Raw genomic sequence first — 22,643 nt, 5'->3', positions numbered from 1 at the left:
AATAGTAGGATGATTAACATGTGTGAGAGGGGGGAGAGGGATGACCAACATTCACGGTACGGCAAGGAATCAGACACTGTCTTCCCTTGGTGGAAAACCATTTTCGATCCAGGGAGGAAAGGTTATCTATATAAAGGTACATAAGTTGATGGGTGATGATCTGGCAGAAGTATCTGCAAACGGGCAGCGGTTCTTGGCAAAGCTTGAAACTCCTTTGAAAGCAGGAGAGCGCCAATGGGTGAAAGTGAAGCAGACAGAGAAAGGAATCAGCCTCAAATTGATCCCGTCTACCCTAGGAGATGGTAATGGTATGGCTTCTAAGCTTTTACATCATCTATCCATTTCCGGCGATGAGAAAGAGATGACTTCTTTGGTTAAGGATCTTGTGAAAGATAAGATACCAATAGATAGAGAGATGCTGGTGTTTGCAGGGAAGCATGTGACAGGGAAAGATGCACCTCTTTATTCGAAGATCATCGTGGAAATGGCTAAGAGGAACATGCCATTTACAGACAGGGTATTCCTTTCGATGAAAGCCGGGAAAAAGGGTGATTTTATTTCCATGCTGGATACTCTTTCTTCAAGGTTACGTGATGCGGGGGGAGATGGAGGCACTCTTCAAATGATTCGAAGGCTTCAGGAACCCTTGAGGAGGAATATATCCGAAAATCTTGTCGTCAAAGCCTTGACGGGTTTAGCGGATTCTTCCCAGGCCTACGCAACCCGTTTGGGACATTTCGATGTATTGAAATCCCTTGGATTCTTCCCGGGCGAAACGGTCATGAATCAATGGAAAGAAGGGTTAACGGGTATGATCCTGGATAGGGTAACATCAGATGGGAAGGGCGGCCTGGGGTCATCTGAAGGGCTTGGAAGCAACCCGAGCCAGGCTTCAGGAACCGGTCAAGAATCCAAAAAATCAGCTTTTTCCCTTGTGGATAAATGGATGAACATCCTTGCAGGCTCACAAACCCGCTTGGAGGGAACCGAAGAAGAGACACCTGAAGCAGTGGCAAGACAGCTTTTCGGATTAGCAGGAAAGGAAAGGCTTGTGGAAATGAACGTTAGTAGACTTGAACAGATTTGGGGGAAAGGTGTCCCTTCTTCCAATCAGGAAAAAATCTTTCAGATGCTTTTCAACCAGACGGTATCGGACTTGACGGAACAATTCAGGGGGGATGAATTAGCCAAAGTATTAAAAAAGGTGATCGGTGACTTTGGAATCAACTATGAAGCTCAGGTTCATAAAGGATATGAGATCCAGGGACAGACACTGAAGGAGCATCTTATCGGGTTAAGTCAGCACCATCCGGCATCGGACATTCGCCAATTAGCCGATGACATTGTTCTGAGGATGAACCATCAAGTGCTTCACTCCCAGGATCCATCCCCTCTCCTTACAATCGTGCAGCAGTTTCCAATGTATCTGTTCGGACGAAATACGGATATCACCTTACAATGGACAGGAAAAGAGAAGGAAAAGGGAGTCATCGACGGTGACTATTGCCGGGTATTATTTTATTTAAACATGAAGGAAATGGATGAAACCTTGATCGATATGCAGGTTCAACACCGTGTCATCTCCCTGACCGTTTGGAATGACCATCCGGCAGCAGAAGCGTTGTCCCAACCCCTCATTCCTGATTTGAAAAATGCCCTCCAACAATTGGACTATCAGTTATCCGCCGTAAAGGTGAAGAAACCCGATAAACACGAAAGCCTCTCAGAGAAGATTTTAGGGGACGAGTTCAATCAGACATTTTCCGGAGTTGATGTAAAGATATGAAAAGCCGGCACGAGAGGAAAGAAGCAATCGCTCTGGGGTATGATCAGCAGGACGGATCAGCGCCGAAAGTCGTGGCAAAAGGAAAAGGGATGATCGCTGAAAACATCCTGTTAAAAGCGGGTGAGCATGGAGTACCTGTTCAAGAGGATAAGAGCCTGTTATCCCTGCTCGGCAACCTGGATATCGGTGAATCCATCCCGGAGGAGCTGTACGGGGCCGTGGCGGAAGTGTTTGCTTTTATCTACCGTTTGGATAGAGACATATCCAAGAAAGAATAACCGAATTGAACTCACCGTGATGAAGAAGGCTGCTAGATTGATTAGGTGAAATATATTTTTTGAGTATAATAATTTATATACTTTTCTTCCAGTAGAAACGGCGTGATATAGATGAATTCTATCTAATTATGTTCAGAATTTTTAAATTAATATAATATTTTTAGCATAATGGTAGACATATATACTGTCATTTTATACAATGAAAGCGCAGTCTATTTTTTGAAGAGTTTGATAGGAGGATGGAAAATGAATATCCATGAATATCAAGGTAAAGAAATCCTCAGAAATTACGGGGTGTCCGTACCAAATGGTAAAGTGGCTTTTACAGCTGAAGAGGCAGTAGAAGCGGCGAAAACGTTAGATTCTAGCGTATATGTTGTAAAGGCGCAAATCCACGCGGGTGGACGAGGCAAGGCAGGCGGAGTCAAAATTGCCAAGAGCCTTGACGAAGTGCGTACATATGCAGAGGAATTAATCGGAAAAACTTTAGTTACTCACCAAACGGGTCCTGAAGGTAAGGAAGTAAAGCGCTTACTTATCGAAGAAGGCTGTGATATCAAGAAAGAGTATTATGTAGGTCTTGTACTCGACCGTGCAACTTCGCAGGTTGTCCTGATGGCATCTGAAGAAGGCGGAACGGAAATCGAGGAAGTAGCAGAACAAACACCTGAAAAAATCTTTAAAGAGTACATCGATCCAGTTGTTGGATTAACAGGTTTCCAAGCGAGACGTATTGCATTCAATATCAATATCCCACAAAAACTTGTTGGTAAAGCAGCGAAGTTCATGATGGGTCTTTACAATGTGTACATCCAAAAAGATGCTTCCATTGTTGAAATCAACCCATTAGTTGTGACAGGTGACGGAGACGTTATGGCACTTGATGCAAAGTTCAACTTCGATTCAAATGCATTATACCGGCAAAAAGATGTCATTGAATTACGCGATCTTGAAGAAGAAGATGCAAAAGAAATCGAAGCTTCCAAATACGACCTGAGCTATATTTCCCTTGATGGTAATATCGGCTGTATGGTAAATGGTGCTGGTCTTGCCATGGCCACGATGGACATCGTGAAACATTATGGCGGAGATCCCGCTAACTTCCTTGATGTTGGGGGCGGTGCCACGGCAGAAAAGGTAACAGAAGCATTCAAAATCATCCTTTCTGATGAGAATGTAAAAGGTATTTTCGTCAATATCTTCGGTGGAATCATGAAGTGTGACGTCATTGCAACAGGTGTAGTTGAAGCAGCTAAGCAGATCGGTCTTCAAGTACCACTTGTGGTTCGTCTTGAAGGGACGAATGTTGACTTAGGAAAAGAAATCCTTAATGAATCAGGATTGAATATTATTGCAGCTGAATCCATGGCAGACGGCGCACAAAAAATCGTTGAGCAAGTAGGCTGAGAAAGGCGGGGGACTAATGAGCGTATTTATTAATAAAGATACCAAGGTTGTTGTACAAGGAATTACAGGATCAACAGCTCTTTTCCATACAAAGCAAATGCTTGAATACGGTACACAGATCGTGGCAGGTGTAACACCTGGAAAAGGCGGAACAGAGGTTGAAGGCGTACCTGTTTTCAATACTGTTGAAGAAGCGAAGAAAGCAACTGGCGTAAATGCTTCCGTTATCTATGTTCCTGCTCCATTTGCAGCAGATGCAATCATGGAAGCGGTAGATGCCGAGCTTGATTTGGCCATTTGTATCACAGAGCATATCCCTGTATTGGATATGGTGAAGGTTAAGCGTTATATGGAAGGTAAGAAAACACGCCTGGTCGGGCCTAACTGTCCTGGAGTCATCACTCCTGACGAGTGTAAGATCGGGATCATGCCTGGCTACATCCATACAAAAGGTCACGTTGGGGTTGTTTCCCGTTCCGGTACACTGACGTATGAAGCCGTTCACCAACTTTCACAAGCTGGAATCGGACAGTCTACGGCAGTAGGTATCGGTGGAGATCCTGTAAACGGTACAGATTTCATCGACGTATTGAAAGCATTCAATGAAGATGAGGATACGTATGCCGTGATCATGATCGGTGAAATCGGAGGTACTGCAGAGGAAGAAGCAGCTGAGTGGATCAAGGCTAATATGACAAAGCCGGTAGTAGGCTTCATCGGTGGACGTACAGCTCCTCCAGGGAAACGTATGGGTCATGCCGGTGCGATTATTTCTGGTGGTAAAGGGACGGCAGATGAGAAAATCCGCGTCATGAACGAATGTGGAATTCAAGTTGCACCGACTCCATCAGATATGGGTGAAACATTGATCACGGTTCTTAAAGAAGAAGGAATCCTCGATAAATGTAAAACGCATTAATCTTTTACTGAGACTGACGGCTTGGCTGTCAGTCTCAGTTTTATCTATACAAATGATCGTTAGGAGGCTTTTAATGAAAGGAAACCGTCACCTTATCTTTCATATTCATCACTGCCGGGGAATCGGCTTGAAAGGAATCAGACGATTGGTTCAAACTCACCAGGATCTTCACTCTGTCCTTCGACTCCCTATGTCAAAGCTCCAACAAATAACCCATGCAACTACTACGAATCTAGAAACCTTCTATAAAGACCTCCATTCCTTTCCTTCAAAACGCTATATCGAGCTCTATGCCGAGAACCAGATAGAGTGGATCACCGTGTTTGATGAAGATTATCCCGCCTTGTTGAAAAATGTGTATGATCCGCCATTTCTACTCTTTTTAAAAGGGGACAGGAAACTTCTCCACGCTTCTCCAAAGTTGGCTGTCATAGGCTCCAGAAACGCCACTTCCTACACAGAAAAAGTACTTCACACCATGATTCCACAACTGGTTAAACGTGAAGTTGTGATCGTAAGCGGGCTGGCTAAAGGGGCTGACACAATCGCTCATAAAGAAGCGATTGTGTCAGGTGGCAGAACGATCGGTGTGCTCGGAGGAGGGTTCCAGCAAATTTATCCTAAGCAAAATGTTGATTTGGCCAATCATATGATGGACCATCACCTCCTCATTTCTGAGTATCCCCCATATATCAAACCTGAAAGATGGCATTTTCCATTTAGAAATCGGATCATCAGTGGTCTCAGTGATGCGGTACTTGTCACCGAAGCCACAAAAAAGAGCGGTACGTTTATCACGGCGGATTATGCATTGAATGAAGGGCGGGAAGTCCTGTGTTTACCAGGGTCCATACACGATCCGTTGGCAGAAGGGACAAACACCCTGATACAAGAAGGTGCCAAAATGGTTTTGTCAATAGAAGACATATTCTCAGAACTCAGGGTATAAACTTCAAAAATATGATGTAAAATCTATTATTAAAGGGTTTTTGTGAACACGAAACGGCGAATATCACGTGGAATTCATACAAAATGGTTGCAATTATGGTAAAACTGTTATACATTTTGCAACAGGTATCAAAAACTATATATAAGAGCAATAAATAGATAATAGCAGTACTTCTCTACACTGAAATCAATTTCACACCTATGAGAATGTTAGTGTAAACGTTTCCGTTTGTGCTTTTAAATGGAACATTCCAAGGTGCTATAAAACAGTGATTATTTTCCTCTTTAAGGAGGCTTATTGGATGGCAGATTATTTAGTAATAGTGGAATCGCCGGCTAAGGCGAAAACGATTGAACGTTATTTAGGTAAAAAATATAAGGTCAGGGCATCAATGGGACACGTCAGGGACTTGCCAAAAAGTCAGATGGGCGTCGACGTCGAAAATGAATTCGAACCAAAGTATATCACCATACGCGGTAAAGGACCCGTATTAAAAGAATTAAAAACCGCTGCGAAAAAAGTGAAAAGAATCTTTCTGGCTGCTGACCCCGACAGAGAAGGGGAGGCAATTGCCTGGCACTTGGCGCATAGCCTTGATATGGATACCACATCAGAATGCCGGGTCGTATTCAACGAAATCACGAAGGATGCAATCAAAGAATCATTCAAGCACCCCCGTGCAATCAATATGGACCTGGTGGATGCCCAGCAGGCACGAAGGATCCTGGACCGGCTGGTTGGTTACAACATCAGCCCATTATTATGGAAAAAGGTTAAAAAGGGGCTAAGTGCAGGTCGGGTCCAATCCGTTGCGGTCCGGTTGATCATTGACAGGGAAAATGAAATCAAAGCCTTCACCCCGGAAGAGTATTGGTCCATCGAAGCAGAATTCACAAAAGGCAACGATACATTCCAGGCATCATTTTATGGCATTGACGGTAAAAAGGTGGAATTGAAAAACGAAGAAGAAGTAAAAGCTGTCCTCGGTAAGGTGAAAGGGAAGTCTTTCGAAGTGAATAAAGTCACAAAGAAGGAAAGAAAGAGAAATCCTGCACCACCGTTTACCACTTCATCCCTTCAACAGGAGGCAGCCCGTAAATTGAATTTCCGGGCAAAGAAGACGATGATGCTTGCACAGCAATTATACGAAGGAATCGAAATGGGGAAACAAGGAACCGTCGGATTTATCACATACATGAGAACGGACTCCACCCGGATTTCTGAAGTAGCTCAGAAAGAAGCCAATGACTATATCGTGAATAAATATGGCGAGGATTTTATCAAGCAGTCTGAGCGTAAAGAGAAAAAACAACAAAAAGCCCAGGATGCCCATGAAGCCGTTCGGCCGACCAGTACCTTGAGGGATCCGTCATCGGTTAAACAGTTCCTTTCAAGAGACCAATATCGCCTGTATAAATTGATCTGGGAACGTTTCGTAGCGAGTGAGATGGCACCTGCGATCATGGACACGATGAGTGTAGATCTCGTAAACGGCTCCGTGATGTTCAGGGCGTCTGGTTCGAAAGTGAAATTCCCCGGCTTTATGAAAGTATACGTTGAGGGATCGGATGATCAAAAAGAAGAAAAGGACAATTTCCTTCCTGCACTTGAAGAAAAAGATAAAGTGAAAAGTGAAAACATTGACCCCAATCAGCATTTCACACAGCCGCCGCCAAGATACACAGAGGCAAGACTCGTGAAAACATTGGAAGAACTCGGTATCGGCAGACCGTCCACATATGCTCCGACCCTTGATACGATTCAAAGACGAGGATACGTTACTCTGGATAACAAGCGGTTTATCCCGACGGAGCTTGGAGAAATCGTGTTAGAGTTAGTAAGGGAATTCTTCCCTGATATCATCGATGTCGAGTTCACGGCTAACATGGAACGGAGCCTGGATGACATCGAGGATGGCAATGTGAAGTGGGAAAGAATCATTGACCGCTTTTATCAAGATTTTGAAAAACATCTGGAAAAAGCGGAAAATGAAATGGAGAAAATTGAAATTCGTGACGAACCTGCCGGGGAAGACTGTGAAGAATGCGGTCACGCAATGGTATTTAAAATGGGACGATACGGTAAATTCATGGCCTGCAGCAATTTTCCCGATTGTCGTAATACCAAGCCGATCGTGAAAGAAATCGGTGTGAAATGTCCTAAATGTGAAAAAGGGAATATCATCGAGCGTAAAAGCAAGAAGAAGCGTATTTTCTACGGGTGTGACCAGTATCCTGAATGTGATTTCTTATCATGGGATAAACCGATTGAACGGAAATGTCCAAAATGTTCAGAGCTGCTCGTGGAGAAGAAGCTTAAAAAGGGAAATCAAATTCAATGTACGAATTGTGATTATAAAGAAGAACCTCAGAAATAGTGATCAAAAACGATTGATTGTTGAACAATGAACGAATACAATGGAACGAGGGACTGTCCCAACAGGTGATTTCTCTATTACCTGGTGGGTCAGCCCTTTTATGTTTTCTCTGAATCTTTGTAATAAATGATACATATTTTCAATATACAATTATCTTTCTTATCATTGTCCCTTGGTGTACAATGCAAATTGGATAAAGCGTTCGGAATGTAGGAGGTCAACAGATAAATGTCAGTAAATGTTATTGGAGCAGGGTTAGCAGGAAGTGAAGCGGCTTGGCAAATTGCGAAAAGGGGAATAAAGGTGAACCTTTTCGAAATGAGACCCATCATCCAAACTCCTGCCCACCATACAGATAAATTTGCAGAACTGGTGTGCAGTAATTCCCTTAGAGCGAATACACTTACGAATGCCGTCGGTGTATTAAAAGAAGAAATGAGACGATTGGATTCGGTCATCATGTCAGCAGCAGATGCCTGCTCTGTACCGGCTGGAGGCGCACTCGCCGTCGATCGTCATGAATTTGCAGCACTTGTCACAGAAAAAGTGAAGAATCACCCGAATGTTACCGTGTTTAATGAGGAAGTAACGGATCTACCCGAGGGGATCACCATTGTTGCTACCGGGCCCCTGACGAGTGAAGGTCTTTCAAATCAAATCAAACGACTGACAGGGGAAGAACATTTATACTTCTATGACGCGGCTGCCCCGATCATAGAGAAGGATTCCATCGATATGGACAAAGTATATTTAAAGTCACGGTATGACAAAGGGGAAGCTGCGTACTTGAATTGCCCCATGACCGAGAGTGAGTTCAATCGATTCTATGAAGCCCTTATCTCCGCAGAGACGGTTCCGTTGAAAGAATTTGAGAAGGAAGTGTTCTTTGAAGGATGCATGCCCATCGAGGTAATGGCTGCCCGCGGGAAGAAGACGATGTTATTCGGCCCCCTTAAGCCGGTCGGACTTGAAGATCCTAAAACAGGTAAACGTCCATATGCCGTAGTACAATTAAGACAGGATGATGCCGCGGGGACCCTATATAATATTGTCGGGTTCCAAACCCATTTAAAGTGGGGACCCCAGAAAGAGGTTCTTCAATTGATCCCTGGGCTGGAGAATGCCGATATTGTACGGTACGGCGTCATGCACAGGAATACCTTCATCAATTCTCCCAATGTACTGAAGGATACGTATCAGTTGAAGAATCATGAGAACCTGTTTTTCGCCGGGCAAATGACAGGTGTGGAAGGATATGTGGAATCTGCTGCCAGCGGATTGATTGCAGGTATCAATGCTGCCAGACTCGCAGCTCGAGAAGAACCCGTCGTGTTTCCGTACGAAACGGCCATGGGAAGTATGGCAAGATATATCACTACAGCGAATAAACATAACTTTCAGCCGATGAATGCCAATTTCGGTCTTTTCCCGGAATTACCAAAAAAGGTAAAAGGGAAGAAAGAACGGAATGAGCAGCATGCAAGCAGGGCCTTGGAAACAATTCAGAACTTTGTGAAAAAAGTGTAAAATTCATTGCAAGGCCCCCCCGGTTGTGTTACTATTTAGTAGCCCTTGTGAGGTGTTAAACATGAATAAGCAATTAGATGAACAATTACATTCCTTTACTGAATATTTACAAATAGAAAAACATTATTCTGTTCATACATTTGAACAATATCGTCATGATATCGAAGAGTTTTACGTATTTATGAAAGAACAAGGTTTACGTTCATTGAAAGATGTCGAGTATTCTGATGCACGACTTTTTTTAACTAAGCTGCATGATCACGGTTTAAAGAGGTCTTCCGTCTCAAGGAAGGTTTCGAGCATAAGAAGCTTTTACCGTTATTTAAATCGGGAAAAGCAACTACTCGATAACCCCTTTTCGTTTGTTAATCTTCCGAAGAAGGAACAACGATTGCCTGCCTTTTTTTATGAAGAGGAAATACAGGCTCTGCTGGATGCTTGTAATGGGGACACCCCATTAGAGTTGCGTAACCTGGCCATATTCGAACTTCTTTATGCGACGGGGATCCGTGTAAGTGAGTGTACGAATATACAGTTGGGTGACGTGGACCTTGGGATGTCTACGCTCCTGGTAAAAGGAAAAGGAAAAAAAGAAAGGTATGTCCCATTTGGAAGCTTTGCAAATGATGCCTTAGAACAATACATATTACACTCCCGGCCGAAGCTTGCGAAGGATGGGTCCCATACACAATTGCTTTTGAACCATCGTGGTGGAGCATTAACCCAAAGAGGCATCCGTCTCATCTTAAATAAGATTATCGAGAAAGCTTCTTTGACGGGGAAGATACATCCCCATATGCTGCGTCATACATTTGCAACCCATTTACTGAATAATGGTGCCGATTTAAGGACGGTTCAGGAACTTCTTGGACACGCTCAGCTTTCATCCACCCAGCTGTATACCCATGTATCGAAGGATCAGTTACGAAAAACGTATTTAGCACATCACCCACGTGCTTAGAAGAGTTGGAGGTTTAGGAAATGGATCAATTCCACGCAACCACTATATTTGCCGTGCAGCATAATGGCAAGTGTGCGATGTCCGGTGACGGGCAGGTAACATTCGGTAATTCAGTTGTCATGAAGCATACAGCCAAAAAGGTACGAAAGCTTTTCAATGGAAAAGTATTGGCTGGATTCGCGGGATCTGTTGCCGATGCGTTTACTTTGTCTGAAATGTTTGAAGGGAAGCTTCAGGAGTTCAACGGAAATCTTCCAAGAGCTGCAGTCGAGCTCGCGAAACAGTGGAGGAGCGATAAAGTACTGAGAAAGCTTGAAGCGATGTTGATTGTCATGGATGAAAGCCACCTGCTGTTGATTTCAGGGACAGGTGAAGTGATTGAACCGGATGATGGGATACTGGCCATCGGTTCCGGTGGGAATTATGCATTATCTGCCGGCAGGGCATTAAAGCAGTATGCCGGAGACCACTTGACTGCTAAGGAAATCGCCCGTTCTTCCCTTCAAATCGCTGCCGATATATGTGTATATACGAATAACCAAATTATCGTTGAAGAGCTTTAGTCCAGAAAGTTCAGGTAAGAATTGATATTCTCTCACACTATAGGAAAGTAAGGAGTGTGCCATTTGATGAAGAGTACTGATCACTTAACCCCAAGGCAAATAGTTGAACGATTGGATCAATATATCGTTGGCCAAAAGGATGCCAAAAGAGCGGTTGCCGTTGCCCTGAGAAACCGGTATAGACGGAGCCTTCTGTCCGATGTATTGAAAGATGAAGTGATTCCAAAGAATATCTTAATGATGGGTCCGACTGGTGTCGGTAAAACGGAAATAGCCAGAAGGATCGCGAAATTGGTCCGTGCCCCATTTATAAAAGTGGAGGCAACCAAATTTACGGAAGTGGGTTATGTTGGACGTGATGTTGAATCGATGGTCAGAGATCTGGTGGAGACATCCGTCCGTCTGGTGAAAGAGGAGAAAATGGTCGGTGTCCGGGAAAGGGCAGCTGAAAATGCAAGTCGCCGTCTGGTAGAGCTTGTGGTGCCATCCAAAAAGAAAGCATCTTCTTATAAGAACCCATTCGAAATGATCTTCGGCGGCAACGGGACACAAGGGACATCTGAAGAAGAGGAAGAAAAGCAGGAAGAGATTTCACTTCAGGAGCAAAGAAGAAGAATGGAAAAAAGACTTGAAAATGGTGAATTGGAAGAGGAATTCATCACAATTGAAGTCGAGGAGCAGCAAGCATCCATGTTTGATATGCTTCAAGGTTCAGGTATGGAACAAATGGGGATGAATATGCAGGATGCCCTGAGTAATTTCATGCCGAAGAAAAAGAAAAAGCGTAAATTGAAGGTGAAGGAAGCAAGAGTGGTGCTGACAAATGAGGAAGCCCAAAAGCTTATTGACATGGATGAAGTAACCCAGGAAGCAATCATTCGTGCAGAGCAATCTGGGATCATCTTCATTGATGAAATCGATAAAATTGCCAGCAAGAGCTCAGGGCAATCTTCTGCTGATGTATCCAGGGAAGGCGTTCAAAGGGATATCCTTCCGGTTGTGGAAGGATCGACCATTGTCACGAAATATGGATCAGTGAAGACGGATCATGTCCTATTCATTGCAGCCGGTGCCTTCCACATGAGTAAACCTTCTGATCTTATCCCTGAATTGCAGGGACGTTTCCCGATCAGGGTCGAACTTCAGAAGTTGTCTACAGACGACTTCGTGCGGATCCTTGTTGAACCGGATAATGCCATCATTAAACAATATATCGCTTTAATGGAAACAGAAGGTATACAAATTGAATTTTCTGACGATGCTATTCGTAGACTTGCTGAAATCGCTTATGATGTGAATCAGAATACCGATAATATCGGAGCCAGAAGACTTCATACAATCATGGAAAAACTACTTGAAGACCTATCCTTTGAAGCGCCTGATATTACCCTTGATACGGTAAAGATCACACCGCAATATGTGGATGATAAGCTTGGCGCCATTTCAAAAGATAAAGATTTGAGTCAGTTCATTCTTTAAGTTTTTCCTTACCCTATATGGGGTATAGGTAGATGGATTAAGGTTCATATAAAATTAAATAATAGATACACTTTAGTTGTAGTAGGAGGAAACGTAATGAATTTATTAGGTAAAACAAGAACGATCAATGCCATGCTGCAAAAAGCAGCTGGGAAACCGGTGAACTTCAAAGAAATGTCAGAAACATTAAGTCAGGTGATAGAGGCGAATGTCTTCGTGGTTAGCCGTCGTGGAAAACTACTTGGCTATGCCATCAATCAACAAATCGAAAATGAGCGAATGAAGCAAATGCTTGCTGACCGTCAATTTCCTGAGGAGTATACTCAAAATTTATTCAATGTACAAGAAACATCTCCAAACCTGGATGTGAATAGCGAATATACCGCTTTCCCTGTTGAAAATAGAGAGTTCTTCAAGAATGGCTTAACGACCATCGTCCCGATCATCGGTGGGGGGGAAAGATTAGGAACATTAATCCTTGCTCGTCTTGAAGCAAGCTTTGAAGATGATGATCTGATTCTCGCTGAGTATGGTGCAACGGTAGTAGGGATGGAGATCCTTCGTGAAAAAGCTGAAGAAATCGAAGTGGAAGCGAGAAGCAAGGCTGTCGTCCAAATGGCAATCAGCTCCCTATCATACAGTGAGTTAGAAGCCATTGAACACATCTTTGAAGAGCTGAATGGAAATGAAGGACTTCTGGTTGCTTCTAAAATCGCAGATAGAGTCGGAATTACCCGCTCAGTGATCGTCAACGCCCTTCGCAAGCTGGAAAGTGCAGGCGTGATCGAATCCCGTTCCCTTGGAATGAAAGGTACTTACATCAAGGTATTAAATAATAAATTCTTGGTGGAATTAGATAAATTACGTACAAACTAATAGTAAAAAGCTGTTTCCCTCACGGGGGAAACAGCTTTTTTTATATGTAATTGAAATCATTAAGAGACAGTCCTATAGCTTCTCAGCTTATATAGGTTATTTGTAGTGAAATGTCAGATTGTTTAGGGAAAATAAGTCGAATGGACTACCGGCAATTGTTCTTTTAGTATTGTCATCTATGATGGTGATAGTACAATAAAGTTACAACAATGTTACGACCAGATTCGACATCATTCCAGGATGAATGAGAAATATAGTGGTGTAAGGATTCACCTGATTTCAGGTGAAGTTTTCTTATGTATTTTGCGATAAAATTTTTGCAATTTAGCGCTGAATGACGGATATGCATGGTACCTTGCTTCTTACTCTACTCTTTCTCTGTAATATTAATGTAACAAATAGAGAAGAAAACCACTTTTATTTGTAAAAATATCCATGGGAATATTAGGTTTAAACGTGGATTAAAAGTCACGAATTCGATGAATATCGCCATCTTTCTTTAAAATTTACGGAATATTCATAGACACTAATCATGCTAAACATTACAATAAATACTGTTGTATGATAAATATGTCAAAAATAGTTGAAACATGTCAAAAAAACGGATAGAGGTGCCTAAAGTGAAACTTTTTTCCAACACCTTCTCAACACTCGAAAACGGGCTGAACTACGCCTCGTTAAATCAGAAAGTGATTTCTCAAAATATTGCGAATGTCGATACACCAAATTATAAAGCGAAAAAAGTAGAGTTTAAGTCGTTATTGGATCAATCCACTCAACATTTGGAAGCGAAAAGAACGAATCAACGTCACTTGACCTTTGGACCTTATAGCCAACACCCTGAGGTAATGACGAAATCCTCTTTTCAATACAATCATAATGGAAATGGTGTGGATCTGGATCAGGAAATGTCTGAAATGGCAACGAATCAAATTTATTTTAATGCACTGTCAGACCGAATAAATGGAAAGTTTAACAGTCTGCAATCAGTCATAAGGGGTGGCAAGTAAGAATGGGATTATTTACAGGTATGAATACTACGGCTTCTGCGCTAACCGCCCAGCGTTTGAGGATGGACGTCATTTCGTCCAACATGGCCAATGTCGATACAACGAGAGGCAAAATGGTGAATGGTGAATGGCAGCCTTATCAGCGCAAGTCTGTTGTGATGGCGCCAAAGGAAGATCAGTTTTATTCTTTTTTAAACCAGGCGATGAGCACAAGGGCCAACCACTCAATAGGAAGTGGAGTGAAAGTTTCACGGATTGAAGAGGATGATAAAACACCATTTAAAATGGTGTATGACCCTATGCACCCTGATGCAAATGATGATGGATATGTACGCCTGCCGAATGTCGATCCCCTGCGGGAGATGGTAGACCTCATTTCAGCTACACGCTCCTATGAAGCAAATGTGACAGTATTTAATGCAAATAAAGCCATGTTAATGAAGTCATTAGAAATCGGTAAATAAAGAGAGGTTGTAGATCTATGGCCATACACAATATAAGTTCGGTTACTCCGGCTGTTATAAGTCCGTCATTTGATAAAAAAAATAGTTCTCCTTCAGAAGCAACGGAAAACTTCAGTCAATTACTTAAAAAGTCCATCGACGAAGTCAATAAGATGCAGGTGCAGTCAGATCAATTGACGGAAAAACTTGTCCGGGGTGAAAACGTTGATCTCCATCAAGTGATGATCGCTTCACAAAAGGCAAGCATCACCCTGCAAACGACAATGGAAGTCCGTAACAAAGTAGTGGAAGCATATCAAGAGATAATGAGAATGCCAATGTAGTAGGCTCATGCAGTCGAGTACCGGAGGATTGTAATGAATGAATCGTTTAAGAAATATACAGAGCAAATAAAGACTTATTGGACAAGTAGAACAAAAAAACAAAAAATCAGCATGGGAGCCATCTTTCTGATTGCCGTCATCCTGATCAGTGCGGTTAGTTATTTTTCAACGAGGACGACTCTCGAACCCTTATATAGTAATTTGTCACCTTCTGAAACGGGAACCATCAAAGAAAATCTGGATGGCAGGGGGATCCCCTCGGAAATTACCGATAGTGGATCGACCATCATGGTCCCTAAAGAGCAGGTGGATACACTGAAAGTTGAACTGGCTGCAGAGGGGATACCTAACTCTGGGAGCATCGACTATTCTTTCTTCAGTCAGAATGCCGGATTCGGTATGACCGATAATGAGTTCAACGTCATGAAATTGGACGCCATGCAAACGGAATTAGCCAATTTGATGAAGGGTATTGACGGGATCCAGGATGCAAAGGTCATGATCAATCTTCCTGAAAAACAGATTTTCCTAAATGATGATGTGCAAAATGCATCTGCCTCCATTGTCCTGGATACGAAGCCGGGTTTCACATTTGATCAAAAGCAAATCAAATCACTTTATCATCTTGTTTCGAAAAGTGTTCCAGACCTTCCTACTGAGAATATCGCCATCATGAATCAATATTTTGAGTACTTTGATTTAGAATCTCAAAATAATTCAACGGGAAGCGGAAATTTTGCCCAGCAAATGAATGTAAAGAAAGAAGTCGAGCGTGATATTCAACGTCAGGTTCAAAATATGCTCGGTACGCTGATCGGCTTTAATAAGGTAGTGGTTTCCGTCACAACTGATATTGACTTTACCCAGGAAAACCGCGAAGAAAACATTGTGACTCCTGTCGATGAAGAAAATATGGAGGGGATCGCAGTCAGTGCTCAGCGGATAACAGAAACGTTCTCCGGTGAAGGTGCTGCTCCTGGAGGGACACCAGGGGCCGGGGATGCCAACGAACCGACAAACAGCGGTGTTACATACGGCTCCAGTTCAGAATCGAATGGTGACTATGAACGGATGGAAGAAACCATTAATAATGAAGTCAACCGGATCAAAAAAGAGATTGTAGAAAGTCCTTACAAGATTAGGGACCTTGGGATACAGGTCATGGTAGAACCGCCTGATCCCGAAAAAGAATCGTCCTTACCACAGAATAGGGTCGATGATATACGTCAAGTATTATCCACGATCGTACGCACGTCCATTGATAAGGAAGCGAACCCTGAACTCACGGATGACGCGATTGCAGAAAAAGTAGTCGTCTCGGTTCAGCCGTTCAATGGGAAAGTGGATGTTGCATCTGAAGAGAAGCCTGTCCTGCCATGGTGGACATATGTTGTGGGTGGCATTCTCCTTGTAGTGATTCTTCTTTTAGTATTTTTCTTATTACGTTCCAGAAAGAAAGAATCGATTGAAGAAATGGAATATGAAGAAACAAGAGAGCCGGTCCAGATCCCGGATATTGAACCTAAAGAAGAGACAGAAGGTTCGATTCGCCGTAAGCAGCTGGAAAAAATGGCTAAAGATAAACCGGAAGAATTTGCAAAACTGTTACGCACCTGGTTAGCAGAGGATTAGGAGGAATGAACATGGTTAGAAGAGAGAAAGGTTTAACAGGTAAACAAAAGGCGGCCATCCTCCTGATCTCTCTTGGTCCAGATGTATCAGCATCCGTATACAAGCATTTGTCAGAAGAAGATATCGAGAAATTAACATTAGAGATTTCTGGAGTGAAGAAGGTAGAAACGGAAGCTAAGGAAGATATTTTAGAGGAATTTCATCAAATCGCCATTGCACAGGACTATATCTCACAGGGTGGGATCGGCTATGCGAAGACGGTCCTGGAGAAGGCTCTTGGATCTGAGCAGGCTACAGCGATCATTAATCGCCTGACCTCTTCCTTACAGGTCAAACCCTTTGACTTTGCAAGAAGAGCCGATGCAGCTCAAATTCTTAACTTCATCCAGAATGAACATCCTCAAACGATTGCATTGATTCTATCTTATCTTGACCCTCAACAAGCAGGTCAGATACTTTCAGAGCTTCCTCAGGAAGTCCAGGCAGATATCGCAAGGAGGATTGCGGTGATGGATGGAACCTCTCCTGAAGTGATCAGTGAGGTGGAAGCGATCCTTGAAAGAAAGCTTTCGGCGACCGTCACACAGGATTATACACAAACCGGCGGGGTGGAAGCGGTAGTGGAAGTATTGAACGGGGTAGATCGTTCAACAGAGAAGACGATACTTGATGCCTTGGAGATCCAAGATCCGGAATTAGCCGAAGAAATCAAGAAGAGAATGTTTGTATTTGAAGATATTGTCACACTCGATGGCCGTTCCATCCAGCGTGTGATCAGGGATTGTGATAATGAAGATCTGCTTCTCTCACTTAAAGTGTCAAGTGATGAAGTGAAAGAAGTGGTATTCAGAAACATGTCGAACCGGATGGTTGAGACCCTTAAAGAAGAAATGGAATTCATGGGTCCGGTCCGATTACGGGATGTTGAAGAAGCTCAGTCACGGATTGTAGCAGTTATTAGAAGGTTAGAGGATTCAGGTGAAATCATCATTGCCCGTGGTGGAGGAGACGATATCATTGTCTAGGATCATAAAGTCTACCGTAGCTCAATCTATTGAAGACAACGGGAAAGTAATCTCTCTTAAGAGAATGAAGAGGGTTGAAGAAGCATCCCCGGAGGAAGATAGGTTAATAGGGAGTGCCTCTTTTCGAAGAGATCAAATCATAGAGCAAGCGACCATTGAAGCAGAACGAATCATCCGGGAAGCAAATAAGGAGATTCGTCGCGAAGAAGAAAGGTTGTTACTTGATAAAGAAAGATGGATAACAGAACGGGAGCAGCTTATGCAAGAGGCATATAATGCCGGATTCCTGCAAGGTGAGGAAGAAGGCAGAAAGAAAGGCTACCAGGAATATGAGAACAAACTGCAGGAAGCAAACGAGATTACGGAGAGCAACAGGAAACAGTATGAGGGTTACATCCAAAGGGCAGAGAAAGTCATTATAGATCTTGGGATAGCATGTGCCGGGAAAATCATGAATCAAAAATTGAAGGATGAACCTGATCTATTCCTTTCCATCGTGGAACGGGGGCTTAAGGAAGTGAGGGATCTGCCTCATATCCAGATACATGTGCATCCAACGAGACATAAGCTTCTTGCTGAGAACAAGTCTGAACTCGAAGTCATGTTCCCAACTGATATTCAATGTTTCATCTATGCAAACGATGACCTTCTCCCTGAGGAATGCTACATTGAGACGAATCAAGGGCGGGTCATTGTCAGTGTGGATTCTCAATTGAAAGAATTGAAGCTGAAGCTCCACCACCTTCTTGAAGGTGATGTTGAATGAAAGCAGCAGATCTTATCTCTCAGATCCCCCATATCCCGACATTCAAGAAGTTCGGGAAAGTGAAACGGGTAGTCGGGTTGATGATCGAGTCCCAAGGTCCTGAAAGCTCTGTAGGTGAAGTATGTCATATCCATATTCTCTCCCGTGGCAAACAGAAAGTGATACAAGCAGAAGTCGTCGGGTTTAATGATGATTTGGTCATCCTTATGCCATATACCAATATGCAGGATATATCACCAGGCAGTTTAGTCGAAGCAACGGCAAAACCATTGGAAATCAAAATCGGGCCATCTCTAATTGGTAAGGTGATAGATTCCCTGGGTCATCCCCTTGATGGAAGTCAATTACCTTCTGGATTAAGCACTGCCTATACAGAACAGGAACCACCCAATCCGCTATCAAGACCTCCCATTGATGAAAAAATGGAAGTTGGCGTAAAAGCCATCGACAGCATGCTGACCGTCGGTAAAGGGCAAAGGGTGGGTATCTTTGCCGGAAGTGGTGTGGGGAAAAGCACATTACTTGGAATGATCGCCAGAAACACGAAAGCCGATTTAAACGTCATCGCATTGGTAGGGGAACGCGGACGGGAAGTAAGAGAATTCATTGAAAGAGATTTAGGTGAAGAAGGATTGCAGAGAACGATTGTAGTGGCTGCCACATCCGACCAGCCTGCCCTCATGAGAATTAAAGGCGCCTTTACGGCAACAGCGATTGCGGAATATTTCCGTGATAAAGGCATGAACGTCATGCTGATGATGGATTCTGCCACCCGGGTAGCCATGGCACAGAGGGAAATCGGGTTGGCAGTAGGGGAACCGCCAACAACCAAAGGGTATACTCCTTCCGTTTTCGCTATTTTACCTAAGCTGCTCGAGAGAACAGGAACAAACCTCCATGGAAGCATTACGGCATTTTATACCGTTCTCGTAGATGGTGATGATTTGAACGAACCTATTTCAGACACAGTGAGGGGGATACTCGACGGTCATATCGTTCTCGACCGTCAGATTTCGAATCGCGGCCAATATCCTGCCATCAATATCCTGAAGAGTGTCAGCCGGTTAATGAACCACCTCGCATCTAAAGAACATCTACAAGCTGCCACAAGAATAAGAGAGTTATTGAGTACCTATATGAACTCAGAAGATTTGATTCAAATAGGGGCATACAAAAAAGGGACCTCCCGTGAAGTGGATGAAGCCATCAACTATTATCCGGGAATCATCTCCTTCCTGAAGCAGGGTGTCTACGAACAGATTTCTCTACCCTCGAGTGTTGAAGAGCTTATCAAGCTATCGGAAAAAGGTGGATGATCCGAATGAGTTATCAATATAAATTCCAACGAATTTTAACATTGAAAGAAAAAGAGAAAGATGAAGTCCAGGAAATGTACAGGGGTTCCATAGAAAAGTTTGAAACAGTTGCGGGTAAGCTATATGAATGTTTGAAAAAGAAAGAAACCCTGGAGCTCCATCAGGAGAGTAAATTACAGGGGGGCTTATCTGTCCAGGATATCCGTCATCATCAACAGTTCATCACTAATCTTGAAAAGACCATCTCTTATTTTCAGGATCTAGTGATCCAAGCGAGGAATCGGATGAATTGGTATGAAGAAAAACTGATTGATATGAATGTAGAAGTAAAAAAGTATGAAAAGATGAAGGAAAAAGATTTAGAGCGGTTTCTTCAAAACATCCAATCGATGGAAAATAAGCAGTTAGACGAAGTGTCGGTTGTTCAATATTTGAAACGGGGAGTTAGGTGATTTCATGGCAAAGGTAATCGAAGAGGAAAAGAAAGATTCGCATAATCGTTTTCAAAGATTCATTTTTATCATCGTCATTCCTCTCTTGTTTGCTATCACCTTCGCTCTGGTCATCATGACGTTTGCGGGGATCAATATCTTTGAAAAAGCGCAATCACTAGGGTCGGAAATTCCTCTTTTGGCAAAGGTCATCCCTTCAGATGATGGAGAGGACAGGAAACAATTACAAGAGAGAATTATTTCATTAAACGCATCGATAGAAGATCAAGAAGCCAAAATAGCCCAGCTTCAAAGTGAGATGGATAAAAAAGACAGTGACAACGAGCAACTTCAGGCAACCATCCAGCAACAGAAGGAAGAAATGAATGAATTAAGGCAGATTGGTGAAGACAACAAACGGGCTTTTAAGGAGGTAGTCAATACCTTTGAAGCGATGTCTGCGAAAAGCGCCGCCCCGGTTCTCATGAACATGGAAGATGAAGAGGCGATGAAGATCCTTTCAACTATAAAGCCAGATACGCTGGCAGACATTTTAGAAAAGATGCCGCCAAAGGATGCTGCAAGATACACAAGTCTCCTATCAGCGGAGGAATGATCCGTTTTATTTCTTTAAAGGAGGTGAATAAATGGAAATCGGAATCGCTACACAAAGGGTAAACGCTGCATCACCCCTGTATAAGGAAGGGAATCTTCCCAAAAAAGAAACGGGCTTTTCACAGCATCTTTTGGGGTTTGTCGCCAACCAAAGCAGTGAATTGAAGGAAGTCAAATCAGTGGATGCCCCGTCCTTTCTCGTAAATCTTGAAGCGATCCTGGAAGCTGGCAAACTGGAGGATCTCGGCCTCACTCAAGAGCAGTTGGATCAACTCTCAAAAGTGAAAGAACTTGATGTTAATCAGATTGCAGACATTCTTGGCATAAGTACTGATGGAATCAAAACACTTTTTTCCGAATTGAAGTCAGTCATGGTGGGAACGGGATCACCTGTCGATCCGGAGCAGGTTGAGGATGTTTATGAAGACCTTATTGGTACACTTCAACTATTACAGTCCGCTCTTACAAAGGATACCAAGGCCGGAAAGTCTTCTGTAGAAAATTATTTGAAAGAATTAAATGGCCAGGGTCAAATAGAAGGCGTCGTCAAATTGGCAAAGGTATTGGACCTTTTTGCTCGTAATCGTGATATGCATGTCACAGATTCATCGAAAGCAGCAGAGGTAAAAGAATTGGTGAAGAATATTCAATCCGGGTTAGAGGGTACCATACCAAAACTTCAACAAACGTCAGGTGACTGGTCAAGGATTCTGCGAGAAGCCTATACGCGCCGGGTACCTGAAGAAACGATGAATCAGAATCCTGATATGCATGGCTCCACGGCCGAAAAGAAAGGAATTCAACCGGTTCAAGGAACGAATCTTCATTTTGTTCTGCCCAAGGCTGAAACCTTTTCAATGAATCTGCCATCGACCGGCCGCTCCCTTCAATACGAGCAATTTGTTAAAGAATTTCATAATATCCTGGGTAAATCGAATATGATATCCCAACCAAATATGAGTAAGCTGCTGATTAAACTGTATCCAGAACAATTGGGTTCAATAAGGATTGAATTATTGCAGCAGAATGGGGTCATGACAGCGAAGATCCTTGCTTCAACCACAGGTGCGAAAGAAATGCTGGATTCACAAATTCATGGATTGAAACATGCTTTCAGTGCCCAGAACCTGAACGTTGAGAAGATTGAAATATCACAGGCATTCTCGGAAACTGAGCGTCAGCATAAAGGACAATCCGGTCAGGGGTCCCATCAGCATAAACAATCCGATCAATCCCAATCGACCCATGAAGAGGAGACTCAGTCCTTCAAAGATTATCTCGTAAATACTGAAATATAGGTGATGACATGACGAAAATAGATCCCAGTTTACTATATTCCAACGTTCAGGCTAAGCGTGAAACAGGGGGGGATATTTTAGGGAAAGATGATTTCCTTAAAATCCTCATGACCCAATTGCAAAATCAAGACCCGATGAACCCCATGCAGGACAAGGATTTCATCGCACAAATGGCGACATTTTCTTCTCTGGAGCAAATGACCAATCTGACCAAGACGATGGAGAAGTTCGTTGATACACAAAGTCAGACCCAACTGATTTCTTATAATCAATTTGTAGGGAAAGAAGTGACCTGGCATAAGGTTGTTGAATCAGAATCAGATGAAGTACCTGAAATTCAAGAAGGACAAGGACTCGTTAAGGGTGTCCGTTTTAAAGGTGATTCGGTTGAATTCATCATGGAAGATGGCACGATTTTGAATCCGGGGAATATTTCTCAAGTCAATACTTCAGGAAGCGGAGAGTCATCTCTCGTAAGCGCATCCCTCTTAATAGGCAAGAAGGTGACATGGAGTGGGGAAGATGGGGAATTGAGCGGAGTCGTTCAATCCGTTTCGAAGAAGGATTCCCAAATATGGATTCATACCGATTCAGGTGAAAAAATCTCAAGTATTGCATTGTTAAAAATTGAATCCTAGGGA

At 43.0% G+C, this 22,643-nt stretch carries 22 protein-coding genes; all 22 read left to right on the top strand.

The features are described 5' to 3' along the window. Positions 1-40 precede the first annotated feature (40 nt). The 22 genes from N5C46_RS05030 to flgD all read left to right on the top strand — a co-directional run bounded on the left by N5C46_RS05030 (position 41) and on the right by flgD (position 22,640). Positions 41-1,786, top strand: coding sequence for a hypothetical protein (locus tag N5C46_RS05030; RefSeq protein WP_261751173.1), 1,746 nt, complete (start codon positions 41-43; stop codon positions 1,784-1,786). Continuing rightward, a complete protein-coding gene (locus tag N5C46_RS05025; protein ID WP_261751172.1) occupies positions 1,783-2,064 on the top strand; it encodes an EscU/YscU/HrcU family type III secretion system export apparatus switch protein in 282 nt (93 codons plus the stop codon). Before N5C46_RS05030 ends, N5C46_RS05025 begins: the two co-directional genes overlap by 4 nt. A 246-nt stretch (positions 2,065-2,310) precedes the next feature. Next, complete coding sequence (sucC, locus tag N5C46_RS05020) at positions 2,311-3,471, top strand: ADP-forming succinate--CoA ligase subunit beta (RefSeq protein WP_034755652.1); 1,161 nt, start codon at positions 2,311-2,313, stop codon at positions 3,469-3,471. 16 nt (positions 3,472-3,487) lie between these two features. After that, positions 3,488-4,390 carry a succinate--CoA ligase subunit alpha gene (gene sucD, locus N5C46_RS05015; RefSeq protein ID WP_034755649.1) on the top strand — a complete coding sequence of 301 codons (903 nt, stop codon included), beginning with the start codon at positions 3,488-3,490 and terminating at the stop codon, positions 4,388-4,390. 73 nt (positions 4,391-4,463) lie between these two features. Further along, on the top strand, positions 4,464-5,339 hold the full coding sequence (gene dprA, locus N5C46_RS05010) for a DNA-processing protein DprA (RefSeq protein ID WP_261751171.1): 876 nt from the start codon (positions 4,464-4,466) through the stop codon (positions 5,337-5,339). A 301-nt stretch (positions 5,340-5,640) separates the two neighbouring features. After that, a complete protein-coding gene (topA, locus tag N5C46_RS05005; RefSeq protein ID WP_261751170.1) occupies positions 5,641-7,716 on the top strand; it encodes a type I DNA topoisomerase in 2,076 nt (691 codons plus the stop codon). 228 nt (positions 7,717-7,944) lie between these two features. Then, entirely contained in the window at positions 7,945-9,243 is a 1,299-nt protein-coding gene (gene trmFO / locus N5C46_RS05000) for an FADH(2)-oxidizing methylenetetrahydrofolate--tRNA-(uracil(54)-C(5))-methyltransferase TrmFO (protein WP_261751169.1), read from the top strand. A 61-nt stretch (positions 9,244-9,304) separates the two neighbouring features. Beyond that, positions 9,305-10,204 carry a tyrosine recombinase XerC gene (gene xerC, locus N5C46_RS04995; protein WP_261751168.1) on the top strand — a complete coding sequence of 300 codons (900 nt, stop codon included), beginning with the start codon at positions 9,305-9,307 and terminating at the stop codon, positions 10,202-10,204. Positions 10,205-10,224: 20 nt separating this feature from the next. Further along, on the top strand, positions 10,225-10,767 hold the full coding sequence (gene hslV, locus N5C46_RS04990; RefSeq protein ID WP_034755638.1) for an ATP-dependent protease subunit HslV: 543 nt from the start codon (positions 10,225-10,227) through the stop codon (positions 10,765-10,767). 66 nt (positions 10,768-10,833) lie between these two features. After that, the gene (gene hslU, locus N5C46_RS04985) at positions 10,834-12,246 is read left to right on the top strand and encodes an ATP-dependent protease ATPase subunit HslU (protein WP_261752282.1); all 1,413 of its coding nucleotides are present in this window, start codon (positions 10,834-10,836) and stop codon (positions 12,244-12,246) included. Between the two features lie 96 nt (positions 12,247-12,342). Further along, positions 12,343-13,122: a GTP-sensing pleiotropic transcriptional regulator CodY gene (gene codY, locus N5C46_RS04980; RefSeq protein WP_034755633.1), complete on the top strand. Its 780-nt coding sequence runs from the start codon at positions 12,343-12,345 to the stop codon at positions 13,120-13,122. 620 nt (positions 13,123-13,742) lie between these two features. Continuing rightward, positions 13,743-14,132 carry a flagellar basal body rod protein FlgB gene (gene flgB / locus N5C46_RS04975; RefSeq protein ID WP_261751167.1) on the top strand — a complete coding sequence of 130 codons (390 nt, stop codon included), beginning with the start codon at positions 13,743-13,745 and terminating at the stop codon, positions 14,130-14,132. A 2-nt stretch (positions 14,133-14,134) separates the two neighbouring features. Continuing rightward, positions 14,135-14,596 carry a flagellar basal body rod protein FlgC gene (gene flgC / locus N5C46_RS04970; RefSeq protein WP_261751166.1) on the top strand — a complete coding sequence of 154 codons (462 nt, stop codon included), beginning with the start codon at positions 14,135-14,137 and terminating at the stop codon, positions 14,594-14,596. Between the two features lie 17 nt (positions 14,597-14,613). After that, on the top strand, positions 14,614-14,919 hold the full coding sequence (gene fliE, locus N5C46_RS04965; RefSeq protein ID WP_261751165.1) for a flagellar hook-basal body complex protein FliE: 306 nt from the start codon (positions 14,614-14,616) through the stop codon (positions 14,917-14,919). Between the two features lie 33 nt (positions 14,920-14,952). Next, the gene (fliF, locus tag N5C46_RS04960; RefSeq protein WP_098440778.1) at positions 14,953-16,551 is read left to right on the top strand and encodes a flagellar basal-body MS-ring/collar protein FliF; all 1,599 of its coding nucleotides are present in this window, start codon (positions 14,953-14,955) and stop codon (positions 16,549-16,551) included. Positions 16,552-16,562: 11 nt separating this feature from the next. Further along, positions 16,563-17,576 (top strand): flagellar motor switch protein FliG, encoded by a 1,014-nt coding sequence (gene fliG, locus N5C46_RS04955; RefSeq protein WP_034760239.1) that lies wholly within the window; start codon positions 16,563-16,565, stop codon positions 17,574-17,576. After that, complete coding sequence (fliH, locus tag N5C46_RS04950; protein ID WP_261751164.1) at positions 17,569-18,342, top strand: flagellar assembly protein FliH; 774 nt, start codon at positions 17,569-17,571, stop codon at positions 18,340-18,342. Before fliG ends, fliH begins: the two co-directional genes overlap by 8 nt. Continuing rightward, on the top strand, positions 18,339-19,658 hold the full coding sequence (gene fliI, locus N5C46_RS04945) for a flagellar protein export ATPase FliI (RefSeq protein ID WP_261751163.1): 1,320 nt from the start codon (positions 18,339-18,341) through the stop codon (positions 19,656-19,658). Before fliH ends, fliI begins: the two co-directional genes overlap by 4 nt. Positions 19,659-19,663: 5 nt before the next feature. Beyond that, positions 19,664-20,110 carry a flagellar export protein FliJ gene (fliJ, locus tag N5C46_RS04940; protein ID WP_261751162.1) on the top strand — a complete coding sequence of 149 codons (447 nt, stop codon included), beginning with the start codon at positions 19,664-19,666 and terminating at the stop codon, positions 20,108-20,110. A 4-nt stretch (positions 20,111-20,114) separates the two neighbouring features. Further along, positions 20,115-20,705 (top strand): MotE family protein, encoded by a 591-nt coding sequence (locus N5C46_RS04935; RefSeq protein ID WP_261751161.1) that lies wholly within the window; start codon positions 20,115-20,117, stop codon positions 20,703-20,705. A gap of 31 nt (positions 20,706-20,736) precedes the next feature. Continuing rightward, on the top strand, positions 20,737-22,002 hold the full coding sequence (locus tag N5C46_RS04930) for a flagellar hook-length control protein FliK (RefSeq protein ID WP_261751160.1): 1,266 nt from the start codon (positions 20,737-20,739) through the stop codon (positions 22,000-22,002). Positions 22,003-22,010: 8 nt separating this feature from the next. Next, positions 22,011-22,640, top strand: coding sequence for a flagellar hook assembly protein FlgD (gene flgD, locus N5C46_RS04925; RefSeq protein ID WP_261751159.1), 630 nt, complete (start codon positions 22,011-22,013; stop codon positions 22,638-22,640). The last annotated feature ends 3 nt before the right edge of the window (positions 22,641-22,643 follow it).

Source organism: Rossellomorea vietnamensis, assembly GCF_025398035.1.
GTDB classification, from domain to species: Bacteria; Bacillota; Bacilli; order Bacillales; family Bacillaceae_B; genus Rossellomorea; species Rossellomorea vietnamensis_B.
This window is presented reverse-complemented; position numbering and strand designations above follow the sequence as displayed.

Bases quoted from the DNA above. Each gene is read 5' to 3' on its own strand.
- sucD (WP_034755649.1), top strand. From the start codon at position 3,488: ATGAGCGTATTTATTAATAAAGATACCAAGGTTGTTGTACAAGGAATT.
- fliF (WP_098440778.1), top strand. From the start codon at position 14,953: ATGAATGAATCGTTTAAGAAATATACAGAGCAAATAAAGACTTATTGG.
- dprA (WP_261751171.1), top strand. From the start codon at position 4,464: ATGAAAGGAAACCGTCACCTTATCTTTCATATTCATCACTGCCGGGGA.
- fliJ (WP_261751162.1), top strand. From the start codon at position 19,664: ATGAGTTATCAATATAAATTCCAACGAATTTTAACATTGAAAGAAAAA.
- topA (WP_261751170.1), top strand. From the start codon at position 5,641: ATGGCAGATTATTTAGTAATAGTGGAATCGCCGGCTAAGGCGAAAACG.
- fliE (WP_261751165.1), top strand. From the start codon at position 14,614: ATGGCCATACACAATATAAGTTCGGTTACTCCGGCTGTTATAAGTCCG.
- fliG (WP_034760239.1), top strand. From the start codon at position 16,563: ATGGTTAGAAGAGAGAAAGGTTTAACAGGTAAACAAAAGGCGGCCATC.
- sucC (WP_034755652.1), top strand. From the start codon at position 2,311: ATGAATATCCATGAATATCAAGGTAAAGAAATCCTCAGAAATTACGGG.
- flgD (WP_261751159.1), top strand. From the start codon at position 22,011: ATGACGAAAATAGATCCCAGTTTACTATATTCCAACGTTCAGGCTAAG.
- N5C46_RS05030 (WP_261751173.1), top strand. From the start codon at position 41: ATGACCAACATTCACGGTACGGCAAGGAATCAGACACTGTCTTCCCTT.
- codY (WP_034755633.1), top strand. From the start codon at position 12,343: ATGAATTTATTAGGTAAAACAAGAACGATCAATGCCATGCTGCAAAAA.
- hslV (WP_034755638.1), top strand. From the start codon at position 10,225: ATGGATCAATTCCACGCAACCACTATATTTGCCGTGCAGCATAATGGC.
- hslU (WP_261752282.1), top strand. From the start codon at position 10,834: ATGAAGAGTACTGATCACTTAACCCCAAGGCAAATAGTTGAACGATTG.
- trmFO (WP_261751169.1), top strand. From the start codon at position 7,945: ATGTCAGTAAATGTTATTGGAGCAGGGTTAGCAGGAAGTGAAGCGGCT.
- flgC (WP_261751166.1), top strand. From the start codon at position 14,135: ATGGGATTATTTACAGGTATGAATACTACGGCTTCTGCGCTAACCGCC.
- xerC (WP_261751168.1), top strand. From the start codon at position 9,305: ATGAATAAGCAATTAGATGAACAATTACATTCCTTTACTGAATATTTA.
- N5C46_RS04935 (WP_261751161.1), top strand. From the start codon at position 20,115: ATGGCAAAGGTAATCGAAGAGGAAAAGAAAGATTCGCATAATCGTTTT.
- N5C46_RS04930 (WP_261751160.1), top strand. From the start codon at position 20,737: ATGGAAATCGGAATCGCTACACAAAGGGTAAACGCTGCATCACCCCTG.
- fliI (WP_261751163.1), top strand. From the start codon at position 18,339: ATGAAAGCAGCAGATCTTATCTCTCAGATCCCCCATATCCCGACATTC.
- N5C46_RS05025 (WP_261751172.1), top strand. From the start codon at position 1,783: ATGAAAAGCCGGCACGAGAGGAAAGAAGCAATCGCTCTGGGGTATGAT.